Here is an 18,977-nt window from a genome sequence, read left to right on the forward strand (position 1 = left end):
TTATTCATTAGTGTTATTAGTGTATAACATTAACTATTATTAGCTATTACTCGTGCAACCTCCGGCGATATGCCTTCTTGTTTTTGTTTTTCCCTAGTCTCTTTCTCAATCTCCCTTCCCACACTGAACTCTTCCTTCATAGTACTTTGCAGGTTGCTACTTACTTTTTCTGTTTTCTTTGCTTGCGTTTTCTTGTCCTTATGTTGGTCTTCGAATTTTTCAAGATGATTCTTGACAATTCCATCTTTTCTGGATTCGAAATGCTGCTTATACCAAGAGGTATCAGAAAATCCTCTGTCTATGCCAGCTGTTTTCTTTCTTTCATTTTGCGGATTATAATTAGCATCGCCAACAACCTTAAAGTCACCAGGTTTAAGGCCTATCTTTTCACCAGTAAGAAGTAATGCTGTGTGTAAAAATTTTACTTCGTCCTCTTTGCCACGAACACCCTCTATTACTATTTTTTTATTAAGCGGGAGTTTGACATTAGAAAGGATCTGTGAAGCCATTTTCATATAAAAATCGACTTGCTCATCTACTACTTCCTTCCCTCTATGCTTGCCCGTGTCATTATCCTTAGGAGATTGTACGACCTCATATTTTCCTGGCATAGCTCGTGTAACATCAGTTCCCGTCATCGTTCCAGAAATACCGCCTTTGGGTGAGGGATCATAAGTAAAACGTCCTTCAATAGTGACGCTTTTATTTACACCACTCCTTGGATTAGTAGGATCTGGAACTACAACGGTTGCGTTTCTAGATGTATCAAAGCAGATCACCTCGTCTGTGCCTGGTTTTCCCGTTGATTTAAAAAGTGACTCAGGAGTTTGCCCCGGCAGAACAGAAGTGTTTCGAACTTTTGGTTTAGCGATGATGTGGGGATCATCTGGATCGGTATATTTATGCCCCATATTCAAAGCATCTTTATGGCTCCGACGAGTGATTGTAAGATCATAAGATTGATACGTTACTCTCTCAGAGTCTTTATATGCCTTTTCAAGTGCAGGTAATATCTCTTTTGTTGTTACCTTATAGGCCGTTCGATACTTATCCAATAGAACTGACAATTCATTGAGTTGATAGTTAATATTCCTATCCAACTGCTTTGCTTCTGTTATTTGTTTTGCACGATCTGCTACCTGTTGATTACTTGCGGGAGGATTTTGCAGCGGCACAGGGATGGTAGGTCTTAAGGCTTGAATTTCTTTGTACGCTTTATCCAAGTAGCTGATACTATTCAAGCACTCTTTTTGTAAAGACTTATAGGTCTCATGAGATTTTCTAAGTTTTTCCTGGGATTGTCCTACAAATTGAGGGGCCTTCTTGCCATGACTCGGACTAATGTCGACAATGACAGCTATATCATTCAGACGCCCTTTAAGCGCCTGAGTTCTTTCTTCAACCACTTCATAGGCTTTTTCTGCTTCATCGATATCATTCTTTATTTTAGTGGTATCATTTACATTAGTACTTTTAGCTGTATCGGTTTTGAGTCCTTTTCGTATATTATTAAAATCCTCAGTAGAAAGTTGCTGTTTGAGTTGGTCTTTTACAGGTTGTAGCAACTGAGAGGCAGTAAGAAATTTATCTAAAGTCGAGCTTTTATAAAATTCATCTCGTAAGTTCACTGGAGCATCAGGATTAAGTGGGGCTTGTTTCTCTACCCTTAATAAAACATCCAGTAATTTTTCGTAACCAGGCTCAAGAGGGGGGGGAGGAGCGCCCACGGGATTTCTAAGGGTATGCAACTTAGCATACAATTGCTGGTTATGACTATGTTGCGTTTGGATTTTATCGCTGATTGTATTACCACCTACAGCTACTCGATTAACAAAAGCCGTCCCTGCTGGATTTAAATTGAATGCTGCATAAAAATTTTGTTTATTAAGACCAGCAACATCGTTTGTTATTCCGCATTGCGTGAAAAGCTCATCAATCACCGCTTTATAATCAGCTATGTTGGCATCCTGGGCCAAATCAACGGCACGCTTTGCCAATAAAATATCATTGATTGCTTTAATTTTGTCAGAGTTCAATCCCGTAATTGTGACAGGCGATTCTAAACCAACCAAAATCTTCACTATTTCAATATTATTTATTTGTTTTATAAAAGCATTGCTTTTATTTTCTGTAATTATCCCTACAAGATAATCGTCTTTTCCGTTAACATCATTTCCCAAATAAAACTTGAGTTCTCCTTTAGTCTTTGCATTCAATATAGAACGGAAGCTCTCAGGCTTAAGGTTAAGGAGCTCCTGTTGTTTTTTATCAGGCAACGAACTAAATGCTTCAATTAATTTAGAATGATTTCCTTCTCCAGCTAACAACTTGAATGCTTCACGACGAGCAGATTCTTTTATCTCTTTCAAATCAGAGTCTTGCAGGCACTCTAAATGCCCCTCGGTGATACCATTACCTATTTTTGCTGCTAACTCTCTTCTAATTTCCTTAATGTCTGTTTCTGGTTTGGCAAGCTTTTCAATAATCGCTTTGTTAGGTGTACCTGTTAATTCCTTTACATAACTTTTTATTAAAGACGCTTTAAATAAACGGTTTTGCTCTGGATTATCCACTATAGCTCGGTTACGGATATGAGCTTCGGGGATAAAACCATGAGTGTCTATTTTAGTTTTTATTCCAACATGAGTCGTTTCTTTCAATACCTCAGCCATATGAACTACATTCATAGGGGAAACTTTTTTTAATTTTTCTTCAACGTATTTAGCGCATAAACGCTTATGCATGTCTTCGACAAGCGTTTTCACGTTTCCATCACCTTTCGCCCTATTTATATAATCGTCGGGAGGAGGAGGAGGGAACTTTGCTCCCACATCATTAAGGAAGGGAACTGTGTCTTTACCTAAAAGCCCGGTTTCTTTCAAAAGATCCTCAGGTTTTTTAAGACTGTCTTCAAACTTTTGCAGTTCTTCCTTAAATTTAGCTATAGCAATTTCATTTTTTAGAACGTCTACACGATCTTTTACTGCGCGCTTAAGAGCTGGATCTAATTGGGCAAACAATTGTTCTGAACGTACAGGAATACCCAATGCCTCCATAGCAAGCTTTAAATTATGCGGATCGTTTTTATGTGTAAGAAGATTTTCTAATAATTGAAGTTTATCTGCTTTTGCTTCAGCGATAACTGTTGTCAAAAATTGATTCGCTGCCTGTTGTTTAATTCTTTTAATCGCATCATCAGTCAAAATATTGGTGGAGCTATTAGTATCCGGAGGTTGGACAGTTCCTACCAAAGGGGGTTTTACTGAGGGTACCCAGCCGTGCGCTCCAGTGATTTCAGGAACTTTTGTCGCCAAATAAGCCCTACATTCATCTGTATTATGAGATAAAATTTGTAAGAGTACGCTTTGATCCTTTATTGCACTGATACCAAATTTTATTCGTTGTTCAGCTGCGGCTTGTTTCATCATCAGGAACGTATCAGTAGTGTCCCTTGCGTCCAATAGGTCGTTTCCTGTCCTACCATCTTTCATCTTCCATTTAGACACTTCATATACCGGATCAATATGCTTCCAAAGTGCCTGATGATCACACACAGCATTACGAAAATCGTTTGCTTGAGCTGCATCAACTCTTAATATTGCATCTAACGCGTCAGTTATCTCTTTTGTTGTTCCTAATCCATTCAACAAAGAAGTATTTTGTAACGTTTGTAAAAACTCTTTATTCCTAGCCATAATTACACACTCCGCAAACCATTATGTATTTATTTTAAACTTATTTTATTAACTAAACATTAAATTTTCATCGCATAAGTACATTCCGCTTGAATAAAGACTGTAAGATGAACTAACTTTATATATTAGTATAGCAAGATTAAAGGATTAAGTGATGAAAATCATACTATTTGGCTTTTCCTTAACATTAGCACATTTTGCTTATGCTCAAGGCTGTGTCATTGGTGAGATTCCTTCACAGCCTCGTTATGTATGTTTTGATGGCAGAACATTGCAGCTTGCTGAAGACGGCCGTTATCGCTGGAACGCGAAAAGAGGCTGTTTTGTCAGTGCAGTCCCCTGCTGTGCATATAAAGCAACCCACTATGCATTTTATCCCAATCCTGCCAAGATTGGCGCCGCCTACGCCCGTTGCCGACATAATTATCCCTTCCAATTAGGGCAGATGCAAACGCATTAACTCATAGGGGTCTGAATAAAAATAAATAGATGAATCCTGGTTCCGCTGTGTCACACCTATTCCAGAGGCAAGAGATAAGAATATTGGAAGAAAAGTAAGACGTGAGCGCAAGAGGTTTCAGATCACTACCTGCGGCTCAAAAGCAAAGGGTTTTTCCATTTCATCACTGCAAGAAAAGAATGAAAGAGAACTGGGTTCCTTGACTTTTTTCCCTACCAGCGCTTTATTAATCATTGTATGAATTTCCCATTGCGTTGAGGTCCAACCATATAACCCCCGCAACTGGCGAATAATCCAGAACCTGCTGCGTAACTGGCGTATATATTTTACACCCGCAGATTCTTCTTCAGATGAATACCCGTTTATATCATCTCTTAATCGCTCCAATCGCTTCTCAAAATCAGGTCGCCCCTCGTTCACTTTGATAAACTGCACAATGCATTCACGTGCCAAATTTTTTTTATATTTGAGGCAAAATCGATGATCCTCACCTATCTGGGTTAAAATAGCCTTAAAGGATCTATAGTGCATGCTGGTATTAATTCCCTCCAGATAAGGATTATTAAAAGCATAAGCGTGAATCATTGGCATGAGATCGAAGTATTTTCTTGCGATATCCGCTCCATTCTCAATTAGATGCTTGCTGATTAGCTTTGCATTTTTCTGCACATCTTTTTCATCTATGTTCCCAGAGCGAATCAGTTCCAATGCAATATCAAGGGGAGTTTCACCAGCAGCATTTTCTACATTAATAAACTCGCTAAACATGCTTATAGTTTCTTCGTAACGATATTCACCCAGCCTGATTGCTATATGTAACGGTGTATCTCCTTTCTCAAATCCATCAGCATTTCTACACAAATTTCGATATTGATTAAAAGTATCCTGTACCTGTTGCTCAAGCGTTTCAGTCAAATTTGGAGGTATGATTTCTTTAAATAAAGCCCGGATTTGATCTTCTTCCAATTCATTCACATAGTTGCGAAATTCTTTTATCGAAAACAGTGCCGCCCGCAAACGCGCAAGCCGTGCTACGGCAGTTTGAGTCATTAACGCGACCTCTGCCCGATCAGATGCCTTCTTCATATCCGCACATTCTTCTAATGTCTGCATTATGAGCTCATTCGGAGTTAAAATATGCTTAAAAAAAGACTTCCATTTTGCTTGGATAAATTGAGGATTATTGAGTAAGCGGGAGAAGGCATTAATATCAGCATAGTTATGGCATTCTTTATTGTCAAAAGGATTAGAAATATAGCCAAATTTTGTTGGCCAATAGGAATTAGATGAATTGGCTAAACATACCAGAGATTTGAGATCATTTTTTGTGATATCAAAAGCATGAGGACCATGCAGTAAATGGAAAGGGCGACGGGTATGAAACCCCATGATACTGTCTACAAACATCAAATCATGATCAATTTTGAAGAATACTACCTGGGGTTTCCCTGCTCGATCTACCAGATAAAAACCATAGTTTCCTTTATGTAAATCATCCTCCTCCAAGGTATAGGAAGTAGCGAGAATACTGGCTAAAGATTCATAATCAATGGTTAATTTTCCATCTATCTCTGCTTCGACTAAACTTGCATAAAATCCCTGAGGCACTTTATCCATAAAATAAATGGGTATTTGAGTAGGATCATCGTATTGTGTTGGAGGGTCATAGTCACATCCTGTTTCCTCGTCCTTAAAAGCATAAAAAAAGGTGCCTGGCTTTTCATTGTTTGCGATGACATAGCCAAGATGCTCCACTGCCAAACCCTCAACATTATTGTCAGCATCAACTACCAGATTACTGAGAGGCGTTAAATTAGATAATAATAGCAAACGAGCCAATTGCCCAAACATCACTTCCAAACGAGAGAGTTCAGCGCGACCGTATTTATTTTTCTTACCTATGACTCGATAAGGAGGTCTTTTTTTATCGGGAGGAGTATATATCGCATGCAGGTACGTTTCATGACCCGTTGCATGTGAAGCAGGACCTAGTTCAATGTCTTCAAGTTGGAAAAATTCAGGCATGAATCATAGATCTTAATCGAAATCAAATTGTCCTAAATTTTAACATAGAGACCAAAAAAATCAATCCTCTTCTATTGTCAGATTATCATCTTGTGAATCAAAGTCGGCGCTGTTTAAACGAATTTGCAGACCGACATTATTTTTTGAATCAGCATATTTAATTGCATTTTCCTTGGAAATTGCACCATCTCGATATAATTTTAATAAAGCCTGATCAAAAGTCTGCATGCCTTGCTCTGTACTTCGCTCCATGGCTTCTTTAATGTCATCAATCTTTCCTTTTTCAATCAAATCAGAAACGTAGGGTGTATTAAGTAATAACTCCACGGCTACCATGCGTTGGTTATTCAAGCCAGGAATAAGACGCATTGAAATAATAGCGCGCAAATTAAGTGACAAATCCATCAATACTTGTTTGCGTGCATCTTCAGGAAAAAAATTAATCACGCGATCCATAGCCTGATTCGCATTATTGGCATGCAGTGTTGAAATACATAAATGTCCTGTTTCTGCATAAGCAATAGCATGTTTCATAGAACTTCGTTCCCGAATCTCACCAATCAGAATTACATCTGGGGCTTCGCGCATTGCATTGATTAATGCATTATCATAGCTCATTGTATCAATACCCACCTCTCGTTGGTCGACTATGGATTTTTTATGTTGATGAATAAACTCTATAGGATCTTCAATAGTTAAAATATGTCCGCTTTGATTTTCGTTACGGTAATCAATCATTGCCGCCAATGTGGTTGATTTACCTGATCCTGTAGCACCTACTACTAAAACGAGGCCGCGCAACTCCATAACGATCGATTTTAAAATTGGGGGTAAATTTAACTGCTCAATCGAGGGAATCTTGTTCTGGATATAACGCACCACCATGGAGATATCGCCGCGTTGACGAAATAAGTTAATTCTAAAACGCCCAACTCCTGAAATAGAGAGGCCCATGTTAAGTTCCCAAGTAGCCTCAAATTCTTTACGCTGATCATCATTCATCAATGATAACGCAATTTCAGCCATTTGCTGTGCTTTGAGCGGCGCATGCCCTACAGGTGAAATAACTCCTTCGATTTTAATATTAGGAGGAGCTCCCACACTAAAAAACAAATCAGAAGCATCGCGATCTACCATTAATTTAAAAAAGGGAGTTATGTCCATATATCACCTTATTCTCGCCCTATGCTACCCATAGCCTCCGGGACTTAGATTTAACTCTACTCAAATCTGTCATCCCCGTACAGGCAGGAACCCATTTTTATATTGGCAAGGTGCTCCTGCCTGCGCAGGAATGACAATACCTTCAAATTTAAGCAATAACCAAATCACGCAGCCTTCGATTTTCCAATTCAAGCTGGCAAGTCTTTAAAAAAGTCGCCTTGGCATTTTTTGCTGCCTCGCCCTGTATTGGAATTAAATTAATTACCTCACATAAACGGGTTAAAAATGTTACATATTCCTCTTTAGTATATTCTATTGGTTCCGTTTTTGGTGAAAGATTTTCCCATACGATACTCTTCTTCTCCAACTCACTTTCCAAACCTGGACTCAGATCAAGCATTTCCTGGAAATAATTTGTGTAATAAGGAGCCATAGCCAAACGTTCTGCTCCATCATCTTTGTTCGGTGTTGCATTCCAACGTTCCGCAGCTGCTATAAATTGCTTCATGTTTTGAGAGTCCAAGAACTGGGCATAACGAACCACGCCAGCTGGAAAATTTTTACCTAAATGATTCCTTACGTCTAATTTTTGTTCTTTCAAAAACGCTAAAAACTCTTTTTCAAAACGAGCAATACCTTGTGCTTGAGGATGTGTGACAACATCCAAAGCAATAACATGCTCATCTTGTGCACTCGTACCTGTTGTAGACAATCCGCCATTAGTTCCTTTCAAATAGCGAACGTACACTGCATAAGTAATCGGATATTCTCCACGTTTTGCCGACTTGTTTACCTGCAATTCAATTTGCTGCAAAATATTTTCCAAATGCTCCCCTGCCTTGTCATCTTTCACAGGCATAAAATAATCCACATCACGGAGTTCTTCGGGGAAAGCCACTTGCGGATGCGTAATATGGTTTTCAAAATCGACTATAGGCTTTGTTCCACGTGCTTCAATTGATTGAGCTGCAGCAATTAACATAAATTCCGGCAACAAAACTTTTAAGTCCGAATTAACGAGAAAATCCATTAAATCCTCACCTAATTTCACTCCCAGCTCCTGAAGTAACGAAGTAATTGATGGCAGATAAGTAGCTTTGCTATTTTGAGTTGGTTTCTCAGTCGTGAAATTCCACATACGCACTTGCCACTGGTGAATGTTTTCACCAAGTTTAGACTTGGAAGAGCTTGGCATTCCCATAACACTCACGTAGTGATTATTCTTTAAGATATCTCCCAGTTTACCTTTCATTTCTTCAGTGTTGTGGAATAATGCGATTGTCTCACGTAAATTATATGCTTTCACAGCACGCATTTTCACACTAAGAACAACTCCTAAAAAACCGCTATGTGCTGCTCGTAACGTTTGAAAATCAGGATGGTCAGGAGTCAACTCACGAATGTTTCCATCCATATCACACACTTTTATTGACTCAATCAAGCCACTAACAGCTGATTCATCACGGCCGGTGCCATGACCGCCAGTGCCTACTAATCCCACCAGACTCGCCCAACTGAGCATACTAAGCGTGGTTGAAGAGAGATTATTTTTCCGTAAAAATTCTACATAGTCGTCTATTTGCATTCCTGCATTTACTTCGACCAGTGATGCAGGAAGCTGATGAATTGGATTATCTGGATTAAACCAAGCCGGTTTGCTCTCTAGAGGCCCAAGAACTTTCGCTTTGTGATATTTCTTTTTGAAGCGAATAATAATGTCTGTGCCTTCGCCTTGAGGCGAGGCTCTGCCGCCTACTACTTCTGAAAAAGAAAAGCTCCCTTTACCGTATTTGTCGTCCTGAACTTTAGACCAGGGAAAAAAGCAACAGCCTTCAGATTTATCTTTATTTTCCCAACCGGCAGTAGCTCTTAATGTAATTTTATCTTTTGGAGTCCTATTCTCATTCATTCGTTTTACTTCTTTCATGATTAATTGGACCTGTTCTTCATTTTCTACATCAACAACCACAGCAGAGGGATTGCGTACGTTCCCCATAAAATTTGACCAACCCTGAGTGTATGAAATTTTGTTGCGGGTTAGCATATCCATAAATGCAAATTTTAGCTTGGCTGGAAAAGTCATCATTGCTCCTATAGTTGATTAAACATCAAAAAGGTAAAGACTTTATATTTTTATCATGCATAATTTTTTGAAGCGCTACAACACGAATCATTGTAGACGAGGTCAAACGAAGTACAACCGGAAAAGCGGAAAAAACATCCCTGCATGTTTCACTTTATCCAGATTACATCCAAGAGCTACATTTTTTCCAGAACTTCATGCAAATATTTAACAGGTTCGATAACCATTGAAGAATTATGTTGCTTGGGGGCATTGGCAAAAGGCACTATAGCACGCTTAAACCCATGTTTTGCTGCTTCTTTTAATCGCTCTTGTCCACTTTGTACCGGTCTAATTTCACCAGCAAGACCGACTTCACCAAAAATAATGGTTTCCCTATCAAAAATCCGATTGCGTAAACTAGATACTACAGCAGCTAATAATGCCAAATCGGAACCCGTTTCCGTTACTTTTACGCCACCCACTACATTAATGAAAATATCTTGATCATAGGTAGCAATTCCTCCATGTCGATGTAATACAGCAAGTAAAATGGCTAAGCGATTCGACTCAAGGCCAACAGTGACGCGTTTGGATTGTTGTCCGTGTGCCTCATCAACCAGTGCTTGTACTTCAACCAACATAGGGCGTGAGCCTTCCCAAGTCACCATAACTGCACTGCCTGAGGTAGGCTCTGGTTGGCGCGATAAAAAAATCGCTGAAGGGTTAGCCACTTCTTTTAAGCCTTTATCTGTCATTGCAAATACACCCAATTCATTGACTGCGCCAAAACGGTTTTTAATAGCACGAATTACTCTAAAACGGCTGTCGCTTTGACCTTCAAAATATAAAACACTATCCACCATGTGCTCTAAAACCCGAGGTCCTGCCAGTGCACCCTCTTTCGTAACATGTCCCACCAGAAATACTGCTGTCTGGGTCAATTTGGCAAAACGAACTAATTGTGCTGCTGACTCACGCACCTGACTTACCCCACCCGGAGCAGAACTTATCGTTTCCGTGAAAATAGTTTGAATCGAGTCAATCACAATCACTTTAGGATTCTCTTTTTGTGCTTGAGCAATAATTGATTCAACCTGTGTCTCTGCTAAAAGTCTTAACCCTGCCAAAGGCAAACCCAGACGTTTGGCTCGCATAGCGACTTGCTGCAAGGATTCCTCTCCCGTTACATATAAAACAGCCTCCTGCATCGAGAGATTAGCTAGAGTCTGCAATAACAAAGTGGATTTACCAATGCCTGGATCCCCCCCAATAAGAACCACAGAACCATATACCAAACCACCGCCAAGTACTCTATTAAGTTCTGATAAGCCACAATCCATCCGTAGTTCATTATCCATGACCACATCTTCTACGGCAGTGATCACCGAACGTTGATTTGCCCATGACCCGCTGCGCGCGTTTCGACTTACTGACATACCCTCTTCTGCAATCGAATTCCATGCGCCACAATGGGTGCACTGTCCAGCCCATTGCTTAAAAATTGCGGCACATTGACTGCAGACAAATTGGGTCTTTGTTTTCATATTTATTCCATCCGCTTCAGTTTTATAGAGCTTTTGCAAGAGTTCTAATATACACGATTTATCTTAGCGAATCATGATTGTTAGTACGGATACTCCTGAAGGAACATCAATTTTCTGATCAGAAGAATTAATGTGTTGAGCCATATTTAATAAATAGTACACTGACTTACTACGTCTCGGCCCGCGAACAAGTCGTGGGGGGACGTAAAAATTAGTTTTCTTACATTGAATCCTGAGAACAACTCAGTATAATCAGTACATTTTGCACAATCAGGACAAAATCTATGAGCCAAGGCATGCATTTTGAACAGTCCATCACGGAACTAGAGGAAATTGTCAGACAACTGGAAAAAGGAGAACTCTCTCTAGAAGACTCGCTTAAACAATTCGAAAAAGGGATTAGTCTGGCCAGACAATGTCAGGATGTATTACAAAAGGCAGAGCAAAAAATAGAAACTTTAACCTCTGCAGAACCTAGATCGGATGAACAATTAAGTGATTAGTAACTACATAAAAAGGCACGAAGAATTTCTCAAGCAGATTATTAATGACTCTTCTGTACCTGCGACAACGATATGTTCTGCAATAAATTACTCTCTTTTCCCTGGAGGAAAGAGAATCAGACCTATTTTGGTCTATTTAACTGGGAATATATTTGATCTCGATCTCAAAATTCTGGATGTTATTGCTGCAGCAATCGAATTAACGCATTGTTATTCTTTAATTCATGATGACCTCCCTGCCATGGATAATGATGATCTTCGCCGTGGCAAACCCAGTTGTCATAAAGCTTTTGATGAGGCAACAGCGATTTTAGTAGGAGATGGCATGCAAGCCTTGGCCATTGAAGTACTATTAACTCATCTTTCTCCCCTGCTGCCACCCAAACAAGTCATTGCGATCACTCTTGAGCTGGTTAAAGCAAGCGGCATCAGCGGCATGGTGAGTGGGCAGAGTCTGGACTTGTCTGAGTTGGCAAAATCATCTACTGGCGAAGAGACGCTAAGAGAAATTCACTACCTTAAAACTGGACGTCTTATTTTAGCTTGCATAGAAATGGTTCTGAATGCTCACTCAGCACCTGAAGCATATAAAACGGCTTTACGAATCTATGCGAGCCATTTAGGCCTGGTTTTTCAAATGCAAGATGATTATTTGGATCGTTTTGCTCCTACCGAGCTATTGGGCAAAGGTCGTTCTTCTGATTTGGCCAACCAAAAAATAACATTTGCAACTTTATTTTCCAAAAAAAAATTAGAAGAAGAGATCAACAAGCATTATCAAACTGCTCTTGATGCATTAAAAATATTTGATCAAAAAGCATTTGCATTGATTGACTTAACCAAGAAATTACAAGAACGCACCTAGAGGGCTTAACAGCCTTTATTATTTAGGTAGCCTTGCTGCGTACAGCAGGATCCATTTGGGCACGAAAAAGCCTGTTTACAAGCAAACAGCCTCCATGCTGAATTAATAATATTACATTTCATTTAAACTACTTTTACGCCGCGCTATCTGTGAGATGGGAATCATAGTTTCTATTCCCAGTGCTGTTTTTCTTTGCTCTCCTTTCCAGGCATGTCCATAAACGACTTCGTACGTCAACGGATATTTACCCTTCTCAGTTTGCAACGTAGAGTAGTTTTGTTCAAATTGTCGCCAAGCCATTTTCCCAGTTAACCCTTGATTTCTTTGAGGATTAATATTTTTTACTCCTTGGGCTTTTAAAGCACGTAATAACTTGGGTAGCGTTTCATAATGCACAGCCAATAACTCCATATCCATTACTGGCTCTAAAAAATGCTCAGACATCAAGCAATCACCGATATCATGCATGTCAGCAAATTCATTCACATGAGCATAATGATTTACCCCTGCCCACGCATGCTTTAATTCTTTAAATGTATCAGGGCCCAAAGTCGTAAACATCAAACAACCATTCGCTTTCATAACACGATTCAATTCACGAAAAACTGGCGTCAAAGGACCGCCCCAATGAATCACTTGATTGGTAAAAATTAAATCAAACGTACCTGTAGCAAACGGCATCAGCCGCATATCTGCAGCCACTAAAGGCCACTTTCGTCGCCAACTTTGCTTTTTTTTTGCCTGAATCAACATGAACTGAGCCAAATCCAAACCAACAACTTGTGCTTTTGGATAAACCTGCTTCAGCTCATAAGAAAAAAAACCTGGCCCGCACCCAAGATCAAGAATGCGTTGTGGCTTAATACTCAAATATTGCAATCGATCTAATAGCCGCACTCCAATTTCTTGTTGTACTTTGGCAGCAAGTTCATATTCAGTGGCATGTTGATTAAATGCCTTGCTAATTTCGTTGATAACAGCCATTATAAAACCAGGAAAAATTAAAGGAATCCAACACTCGTGCGCCAGAAAATATGGAGTTTAACACAAAGTTTACGCTTGTACTCAATATGTATTTTATGTAATCAGTTTCATAACGGCAAAATGGCAGTATGTACCCCATGCATTGAGTTCATGACTCGTTTAGGTCCTGCATGCCGCTACTGCGCATGTCCTTTACCTGATACTTATTTATCGGTCTGCGGACGCTGCATTAAAAAAATACCTTATTTCGATCGTGCATACATGACCTATGCCTTTGAGGAACCTCTACGTAATCTTTTGCACCAATTTAAATACCACAATGGTCTTTATCTAGGATCCTTTTTAAGTGAATTAATATATCTCTCACTACCAAAAAATGAAAAAATGCCTCAATGTTTAATTCCTGTCCCTATGCATCCACAACGAATTAAATCACGCGGATTTAACCAGGCCGCAGTTTTAGTTCGTTTACTCGCAAAAAAATTACAGTTGCCTTATGACCTAACCAGTTGTCAAAAGATCATTAATACAGAGCCCCAAGCAAGTCTTGACAGCGAACAAAGAAAAAAAAATTTACGTTGTGCCTTTAAGGTCAAAAAAATTCCCTGGCACCATGTAGCAATTGTTGATGATCTCTTAACTACCGGCAGCACAGCCAATGAGCTGGCATTTACGTTAAAAAAATCGGGGGTAAAAAAGGTAGATGTATGGTGTTGTGCTCGAACCGTGGATAAATCTTAAAAATTAGATCTGATTTTTGAATACCGAAGCACGGCATACATATAGTACATGAGCATCGGAACGCAGAAAATCGGGGCAGTTTGTCCAAGAGAGTAGAAAGGTAAACAGCCCCTAGATTCGCTGCAAATCATTCATCAACAAATGGACTAATAACACACAAAACACAATTACTACAAGCCGATGCAATAAAAGCTCCATGGGTACAGATACTGCTTTGCCTCGGACTTTTTCAATCATTGCATAAACAATAGAACCTCCATCCAATCCTGGAATAGGAAAGAGGTTAATCACGGCAACGGCTAGACTTAAGGTGGCAATAAAAAATAGAAAAACAACCACTCCTTGTGTCAGCGAAGCCACGGAAGCCGCAAAAATACCTATAGGGCCTAACAATACTGAAAATGGAATCACTCCTGTAAATAATTGTTTCAATATCATCAGAAAAAAATAAACCATATTGAGCATAAATTCGTTCGTTTTTTGAATTGCATCCATAAAAGATGAGGCTTGCAGTATGCTTTTGGCTGCAGTGGTATTGGGTTTAATCCCCAATTGCGATAATAAAGATCCTTTTACCCCATGGAATTGCTCATCGCTTAAATCAAGCGTTGTTTTTGATTCTTTGCCATCAGCTTGTATAAGCGTTACTGGAATATCCTTCTTCCCCCAAAGAATAACCAAGCGCATTCCCACATCGCTCCAAGTCGAAGTAGTAGAATTGTCAATGGATTCGAATTGATCACCTGGCTGCATTCCTGCTTGGGACGCGGCACTATTAGGAAGCACTTCTTTAATTTCTGGTAATGTAAAACTCAGTCCTATGCAATATACAAGAACCAAAGCAAACCAAGCAGTAATTAGATTCGCGGCAGCTCCGGCTAATAAAATTAAAATGCGCTGCCAGATGGGTTTTTTATCAAAGCATCCTGTCTGCTGTGCAGGCTTTACTGGACTAATTCGCGTATTTTCTAGCTGGACGTACCCTCCTAAAGGAAAAAATGCCCATACCCATTCGCAACCGCTTCGACTTTGCCAACGCAACAGCGGTTTGCCAAAACCTATGGAAACTTTCTTGATTTTTACTGCAAAAATGCGCGCTGCAATTGCATGTCCACCTTCATGGATTCCTACTACCAAAATTAACGTAAGTATTATGGCGATAATTGCCAAAAACATAAGCTACTCCTTCACCGCGAGCGTGTGTTATCAACAACTAATTGTAGTACGGGTGTTCCTTTTTTGCCATCTAACTCATAGCCTTGACGATACACTTCAAAAATACGATACGCCTGATTCGATTCACTATCAACTAATTCAACGTCATCGCCTTGCTCATCAATTAACGTCACTGTTAAATGAATTTCTCGAAATCCGGCGATATGATATCGTTCTTTAAACAATTCCAGTACACGCGCGAGACTTTGTGCCGCCTCTTCGCCGCTATGTTCACCTTGCAGGACTATATCCATGATGATCTCCCCATAACTTGGGATTTTGTATAAAACCCTCTACTATTGTTAGCGGCCAAATAAAAATGTACTTTAATTTTACAGCTATTTTTTTATAGTCTAGTCGGGTGAAAAATTATCGCATAGGTCCTGATCTGGCTTCATTCAGGTTTAAAAATCATTTTTCTTGAATCAGAATAAAGAAATACAACTGCTTACACTACAAATTTGATGACTAATCGTTTACAATCCCACGATTAACTCAATAATTCATATTCAACTAATTTATATTCTATGGTGTTTGTTGCTTGCGGATTGAATCACAAAACTGCTCCAATAAACGTGCGTGAAAAAGTCGCCTTATCTCCGGCTATCCAAGATTCCTTGCTCCATAGCCTGTTAAAACTGCCGGAAGTAAATGAAGCTGCTATATTATCTACCTGCAATCGCACAGAAATTTACTGTGATACCCAAGATTCTCAGGTCATCGCACATTGGCTTACTAAAGAACATCAATTACCCTTGGATTCCTTATCCCCATTTTTTTATGTACATAAAGGAAACCAGGGAATCAAGCATCTTTTACGTGTTGCCAGCGGTTTAGATTCCATGATGATTGGCGAACCTCAAGTTCTTGGGCAAATGAAGCAAGCGTACCAACATGCCTGCAATCTTGGGACGATAAAAACCGTGTTACGGCCAATTTTTGAATATGTATTTAGTGCGTCCAAGCGGGTGCGCACCCAAAGTGGTATTGGTACAAATCCTGTTTCTATTGCCTATGCGGCAGTCCAATTAATAGGCCAACTTTTTACAGACTACAAACCATTAAATGTTTTTCTGATTGGTTCTGGTGAAACCGCTTCTTTAGTTGCAAAATATTTGCACCAGCAAGGTGTTGAGTGTTTTATGATAGCAAGCAGGACACTAGAAAATGCAGAGAAGCTTGCCAATTCATTTAATGGGCAAACCATTCCAATTACGGACATTGCTGAATATTTACCCCAAGCAGACGTCATCGTTTCTGCTACCAATTGTCCTATCCATTTCATTAATAAAAGCCTGGTCGAACAGGCATTAAATCAACGACATCAGAAGCCAATGTTCTTTTTGGATTTATCTGTTCCTCGAGATGTAGAAGAAAACATCAAGGACTTGGGAGAAGTACATCTTTATAACATTGATGATTTACAAACCATGATCGACAAAGGCATGGAAGAAAGACGCCATGCCGCATTACATGCAGAACAATTAATCGATGAGGAACTGAATAAATACATTCGCAAGCATCGCTCGCTTAAAGCGAAGAAGGTCATTTGCGATTACCGCAGCCAAATGCAAGACTTGGCACAAAAAGAATTGCAGCGTGCCATGAAAAAACTCTCTGCTGGACAATGTCAGCAGATCGTTTTAAATGAATTTAGTGAACGCCTGGTTAATAAACTCACACATAATCCCACCGCAGGTTTAAGGCAAATCGCTAAAGATGGCCGAGAAGATTTATTTACATTGGCACAATATCTTTTTAATACAACAACACATCAATCATCCTATGAAGAAATCTCTTGAACTCAAATTGCAGCAAATGCTTGAGCGATATCAGGAAGTAGGTCGCTTATTATCTGAAGCTTCGGTTATTACTGATCAAAATCAGTTTAAAACACTTTCCAAAGAATATGCACAACTAGAACCTGTTGCAACATGTTATGAAACCTACATTGAGGCGAAAAAAAACTTTTCTTCCCTGCAGGAGTTACTCGAAAGTGAGGATCCAGAGCTGGCATCGATGGCAGCAGAAGAATTGGAAGTTGCGCAACAAGAAGTAGAAGAGCTTGACGAACAATTACAGTGGCATTTGATTCCTAAAGATCCGGATGATGAACGTAATATTTATCTCGAAGTCAGAGCAGGAACCGGTGGGGATGAGGCCGCAATTTTTGCCGGAGATCTTTATCGCATGTACAGTCGATATGCAGAAGATCAGGGCTGGCAACAAGAGTTAATTAGTGCAAGCCATGGAGAACATGGTGGATATAAAGAAATTATCGTGCGTATTAGCGGTAACGCGGTCTATTCACAACTCAAATTCGAATCGGGTGCTCATCGTGTACAACGTGTTCCTGAGACTGAATCTCAAGGACGTGTCCATACCTCTGCATGTACTGTGGCGATTATGCCTGAAGTGGATGAAATTGATGAGATTCAAATTAATCCGGATGATTTGCGTATCGACACATACCGTTCTTCAGGAGCTGGAGGGCAGCACGTCAATAAAACAGATTCAGCCATACGCATAACGCATATTCCAACTGGCGTTGTAGTGGAATGCCAAGATGAGCGTTCGCAACATAAAAACCGCGCCAAAGCGATGTCGTTACTTAAAACACGCTTGCTTGATGCAGAACAGACCAAACAGAGAAAAGAACAAGCGCAAACGCGTAAGTCACTGGTAGGTTCTGGTGATCGCTCTGAGCGAATTCGTACTTATAATTACCCACAAGGGCGGCTAACCGATCACCGAATTAATTTGACTATCTATCAACTTAGTGATGTGATGGAAGGCAATTTGGCCTTGGTAATTGAACCTTTAAAACGTGAATACCATGCAGAATTGCTCGCAGAACTAGGGCGAAATGATTAGTATTCGTAACGCTCTGGGAAAAAACCCTAATCTAGAAACAGAAATTTTACTTTGCCACGCATTAAACAAAACAAGGGCTTATCTCTTTGCACATCCTGAAGCATTATTAACTGCAAAGCAATGGGAAGCCTTTCAAAATTTAATGGCCCGAAGAGCGCAAGGGGTTCCCATTGCCTACCTCCTCGGTGAGCGCGAATTCTGGTCACTCAATTTAAAAGTCAATGAGCATACTTTAATTCCACGCCATGAAACAGAACGAATAGTCGAGTTAGCTCTCGAACTTATCCCTAATCAACCAGATAGGTACATCCTGGAATTAGGTACAGGAAGCGGGGCAATCGCCCTAGCGCTCGCTAAAGAAAGACCGCATTGGCATATTATTGCTGGTGATATAAGTCAGGAAGCCTTAAATATTGCGCAAGAGAACGCACAAAAACATATGATAAAGAATGTCAGTTTTTATCAATCCAATTGGTTTAATAACATTCCTCAACGGCAATACCATGCCCTTGTCGCTAATCCTCCTTACATTTCAGAATACGATCCCCATTTAAAGCAAGGTGATTTGCGTTTTGAACCACGAAATGCTTTAGTGAGTAGTCAAGAAGGCTTAGCTGATCTACAATATATTATTAAACAAGGTTACGAGTACCTTCTACCTGGCGCCCTGATCTTGCTAGAACATGGTTATGATCAAAAATTTGAAGTACAGACTATACTTAATCAGTTACAGTATAAAAACATACAGTGTTGGCAAGACATTCAGGGAAATGACAGAGTAAGTGGGGGTTGGCGATAATTTTATTGATGATACAATAGTTTTTTGGTATACCTAACCGCTT

Annotated in this window: 15 protein-coding genes; 7 read left to right on the forward strand and 8 right to left on the reverse strand. The window is 39.8% G+C overall.

The features are described from left to right. Positions 1-29: 29 nt before the first annotated feature. A complete protein-coding gene (locus Lpar_RS11205; RefSeq protein WP_058518017.1) occupies positions 30-3,695 on the reverse strand; it encodes a hypothetical protein in 3,666 nt (1,221 codons plus the stop codon). Positions 3,696-3,849: 154 nt separating this feature from the next. Here Lpar_RS11205 and Lpar_RS11210 point away from each other — a divergent pair, with 154 nt between their 5' ends. Beyond that, positions 3,850-4,155: a hypothetical protein gene (locus Lpar_RS11210; protein ID WP_115341217.1), complete on the forward strand. Its 306-nt coding sequence runs from the start codon at positions 3,850-3,852 to the stop codon at positions 4,153-4,155. A 117-nt stretch (positions 4,156-4,272) separates the two neighbouring features. Here the strand turns inward: Lpar_RS11210 and ankK are convergent, their stop codons facing one another. From ankK to radA, 4 genes are all read right to left on the reverse strand, one after another. After that, a complete protein-coding gene (ankK, locus tag Lpar_RS11215) occupies positions 4,273-6,180 on the reverse strand; it encodes a Dot/Icm T4SS effector AnkK/LegA5 (RefSeq protein WP_058518019.1) in 1,908 nt (635 codons plus the stop codon). Positions 6,181-6,240: 60 nt separating this feature from the next. Then, on the reverse strand, positions 6,241-7,344 hold the full coding sequence (locus Lpar_RS11220; protein WP_058518020.1) for a PilT/PilU family type 4a pilus ATPase: 1,104 nt from the start codon (positions 7,342-7,344) through the stop codon (positions 6,241-6,243). A 148-nt stretch (positions 7,345-7,492) separates the two neighbouring features. Continuing rightward, positions 7,493-9,427, reverse strand: coding sequence for an FAD-binding oxidoreductase (locus Lpar_RS11225; RefSeq protein WP_058518021.1), 1,935 nt, complete (start codon positions 9,425-9,427; stop codon positions 7,493-7,495). Positions 9,428-9,603: 176 nt separating this feature from the next. Then, a complete protein-coding gene (radA, locus tag Lpar_RS11230; protein ID WP_058518022.1) occupies positions 9,604-10,953 on the reverse strand; it encodes a DNA repair protein RadA in 1,350 nt (449 codons plus the stop codon). A 284-nt stretch (positions 10,954-11,237) separates the two neighbouring features. Here radA and Lpar_RS11235 point away from each other — a divergent pair, with 284 nt between their 5' ends. Both Lpar_RS11235 and Lpar_RS11240 read left to right on the forward strand, forming a co-directional pair. After that, the gene (locus tag Lpar_RS11235) at positions 11,238-11,456 is read left to right on the forward strand and encodes an exodeoxyribonuclease VII small subunit (protein WP_058518023.1); all 219 of its coding nucleotides are present in this window, start codon (positions 11,238-11,240) and stop codon (positions 11,454-11,456) included. Next, entirely contained in the window at positions 11,449-12,321 is an 873-nt protein-coding gene (locus Lpar_RS11240; protein ID WP_058518024.1) for a polyprenyl synthetase family protein, read from the forward strand. The genes Lpar_RS11235 and Lpar_RS11240 overlap by 8 nt, the downstream gene beginning before the upstream one ends. Before the next feature lie 111 nt (positions 12,322-12,432). Here Lpar_RS11240 and bioC read toward each other — a convergent pair whose 3' ends face one another. Beyond that, positions 12,433-13,305, reverse strand: a complete 873-nt coding sequence (bioC, locus tag Lpar_RS11245) for a malonyl-ACP O-methyltransferase BioC (protein WP_058518025.1) — start codon at positions 13,303-13,305, stop codon at positions 12,433-12,435. Positions 13,306-13,341: 36 nt separating this feature from the next. Here bioC and Lpar_RS11250 point away from each other — a divergent pair, with 36 nt between their 5' ends. Next, positions 13,342-14,046: a ComF family protein gene (locus tag Lpar_RS11250; protein WP_420324262.1), complete on the forward strand. Its 705-nt coding sequence runs from the start codon at positions 13,342-13,344 to the stop codon at positions 14,044-14,046. Positions 14,047-14,157: 111 nt separating this feature from the next. Here the strand turns inward: Lpar_RS11250 and Lpar_RS11255 are convergent, their stop codons facing one another. Both Lpar_RS11255 and Lpar_RS11260 read right to left on the reverse strand, forming a co-directional pair. Further along, a complete protein-coding gene (locus Lpar_RS11255) occupies positions 14,158-15,222 on the reverse strand; it encodes a M50 family metallopeptidase (protein ID WP_058518027.1) in 1,065 nt (354 codons plus the stop codon). 11 nt (positions 15,223-15,233) lie between these two features. Next, positions 15,234-15,515, reverse strand: coding sequence for a hypothetical protein (locus Lpar_RS11260; RefSeq protein WP_058518028.1), 282 nt, complete (start codon positions 15,513-15,515; stop codon positions 15,234-15,236). A gap of 273 nt (positions 15,516-15,788) precedes the next feature. Here Lpar_RS11260 and hemA point away from each other — a divergent pair, with 273 nt between their 5' ends. Genes hemA through prmC form a run of 3 tightly spaced genes read left to right on the forward strand, consistent with a single transcriptional unit; the run spans position 15,789 to position 18,934 of the window. Then, a complete protein-coding gene (gene hemA / locus Lpar_RS11265; RefSeq protein ID WP_058518029.1) occupies positions 15,789-17,063 on the forward strand; it encodes a glutamyl-tRNA reductase in 1,275 nt (424 codons plus the stop codon). Then, positions 17,047-18,135 (forward strand): peptide chain release factor 1, encoded by a 1,089-nt coding sequence (gene prfA / locus Lpar_RS11270; RefSeq protein ID WP_058518030.1) that lies wholly within the window; start codon positions 17,047-17,049, stop codon positions 18,133-18,135. The genes hemA and prfA overlap by 17 nt, the downstream gene beginning before the upstream one ends. Continuing rightward, positions 18,128-18,934, forward strand: coding sequence for a peptide chain release factor N(5)-glutamine methyltransferase (prmC, locus tag Lpar_RS11275; protein WP_058518031.1), 807 nt, complete (start codon positions 18,128-18,130; stop codon positions 18,932-18,934). Before prfA ends, prmC begins: the two co-directional genes overlap by 8 nt. The last annotated feature ends 43 nt before the right edge of the window (positions 18,935-18,977 follow it).

It is taken from the genome of Legionella parisiensis, assembly GCF_001467945.1.
GTDB lineage: Bacteria > Pseudomonadota > Gammaproteobacteria > Legionellales > Legionellaceae > Legionella > Legionella parisiensis.

Coding starts and splice junctions, on each gene's coding strand:
- Lpar_RS11205 (WP_058518017.1), bottom strand. CDS start 3,695: ATGGCTAGGAATAAAGAGTTTTTACAAACGTTACAAAATACTTCTTTG.
- Lpar_RS11210 (WP_115341217.1), top strand. CDS start 3,850: ATGAAAATCATACTATTTGGCTTTTCCTTAACATTAGCACATTTTGCT.
- ankK (WP_058518019.1), bottom strand. CDS start 6,180: ATGCCTGAATTTTTCCAACTTGAAGACATTGAACTAGGTCCTGCTTCA.
- Lpar_RS11220 (WP_058518020.1), bottom strand. CDS start 7,344: ATGGACATAACTCCCTTTTTTAAATTAATGGTAGATCGCGATGCTTCT.
- Lpar_RS11225 (WP_058518021.1), bottom strand. CDS start 9,427: ATGACTTTTCCAGCCAAGCTAAAATTTGCATTTATGGATATGCTAACC.
- radA (WP_058518022.1), bottom strand. CDS start 10,953: ATGAAAACAAAGACCCAATTTGTCTGCAGTCAATGTGCCGCAATTTTT.
- Lpar_RS11235 (WP_058518023.1), top strand. CDS start 11,238: ATGAGCCAAGGCATGCATTTTGAACAGTCCATCACGGAACTAGAGGAA.
- bioC (WP_058518025.1), bottom strand. CDS start 13,305: ATGGCTGTTATCAACGAAATTAGCAAGGCATTTAATCAACATGCCACT.
- Lpar_RS11255 (WP_058518027.1), bottom strand. CDS start 15,222: ATGTTTTTGGCAATTATCGCCATAATACTTACGTTAATTTTGGTAGTA.
- Lpar_RS11260 (WP_058518028.1), bottom strand. CDS start 15,515: ATGGATATAGTCCTGCAAGGTGAACATAGCGGCGAAGAGGCGGCACAA.
- hemA (WP_058518029.1), top strand. CDS start 15,789: ATGGTGTTTGTTGCTTGCGGATTGAATCACAAAACTGCTCCAATAAAC.
- prfA (WP_058518030.1), top strand. CDS start 17,047: ATGAAGAAATCTCTTGAACTCAAATTGCAGCAAATGCTTGAGCGATAT.
- prmC (WP_058518031.1), top strand. CDS start 18,128: ATGATTAGTATTCGTAACGCTCTGGGAAAAAACCCTAATCTAGAAACA.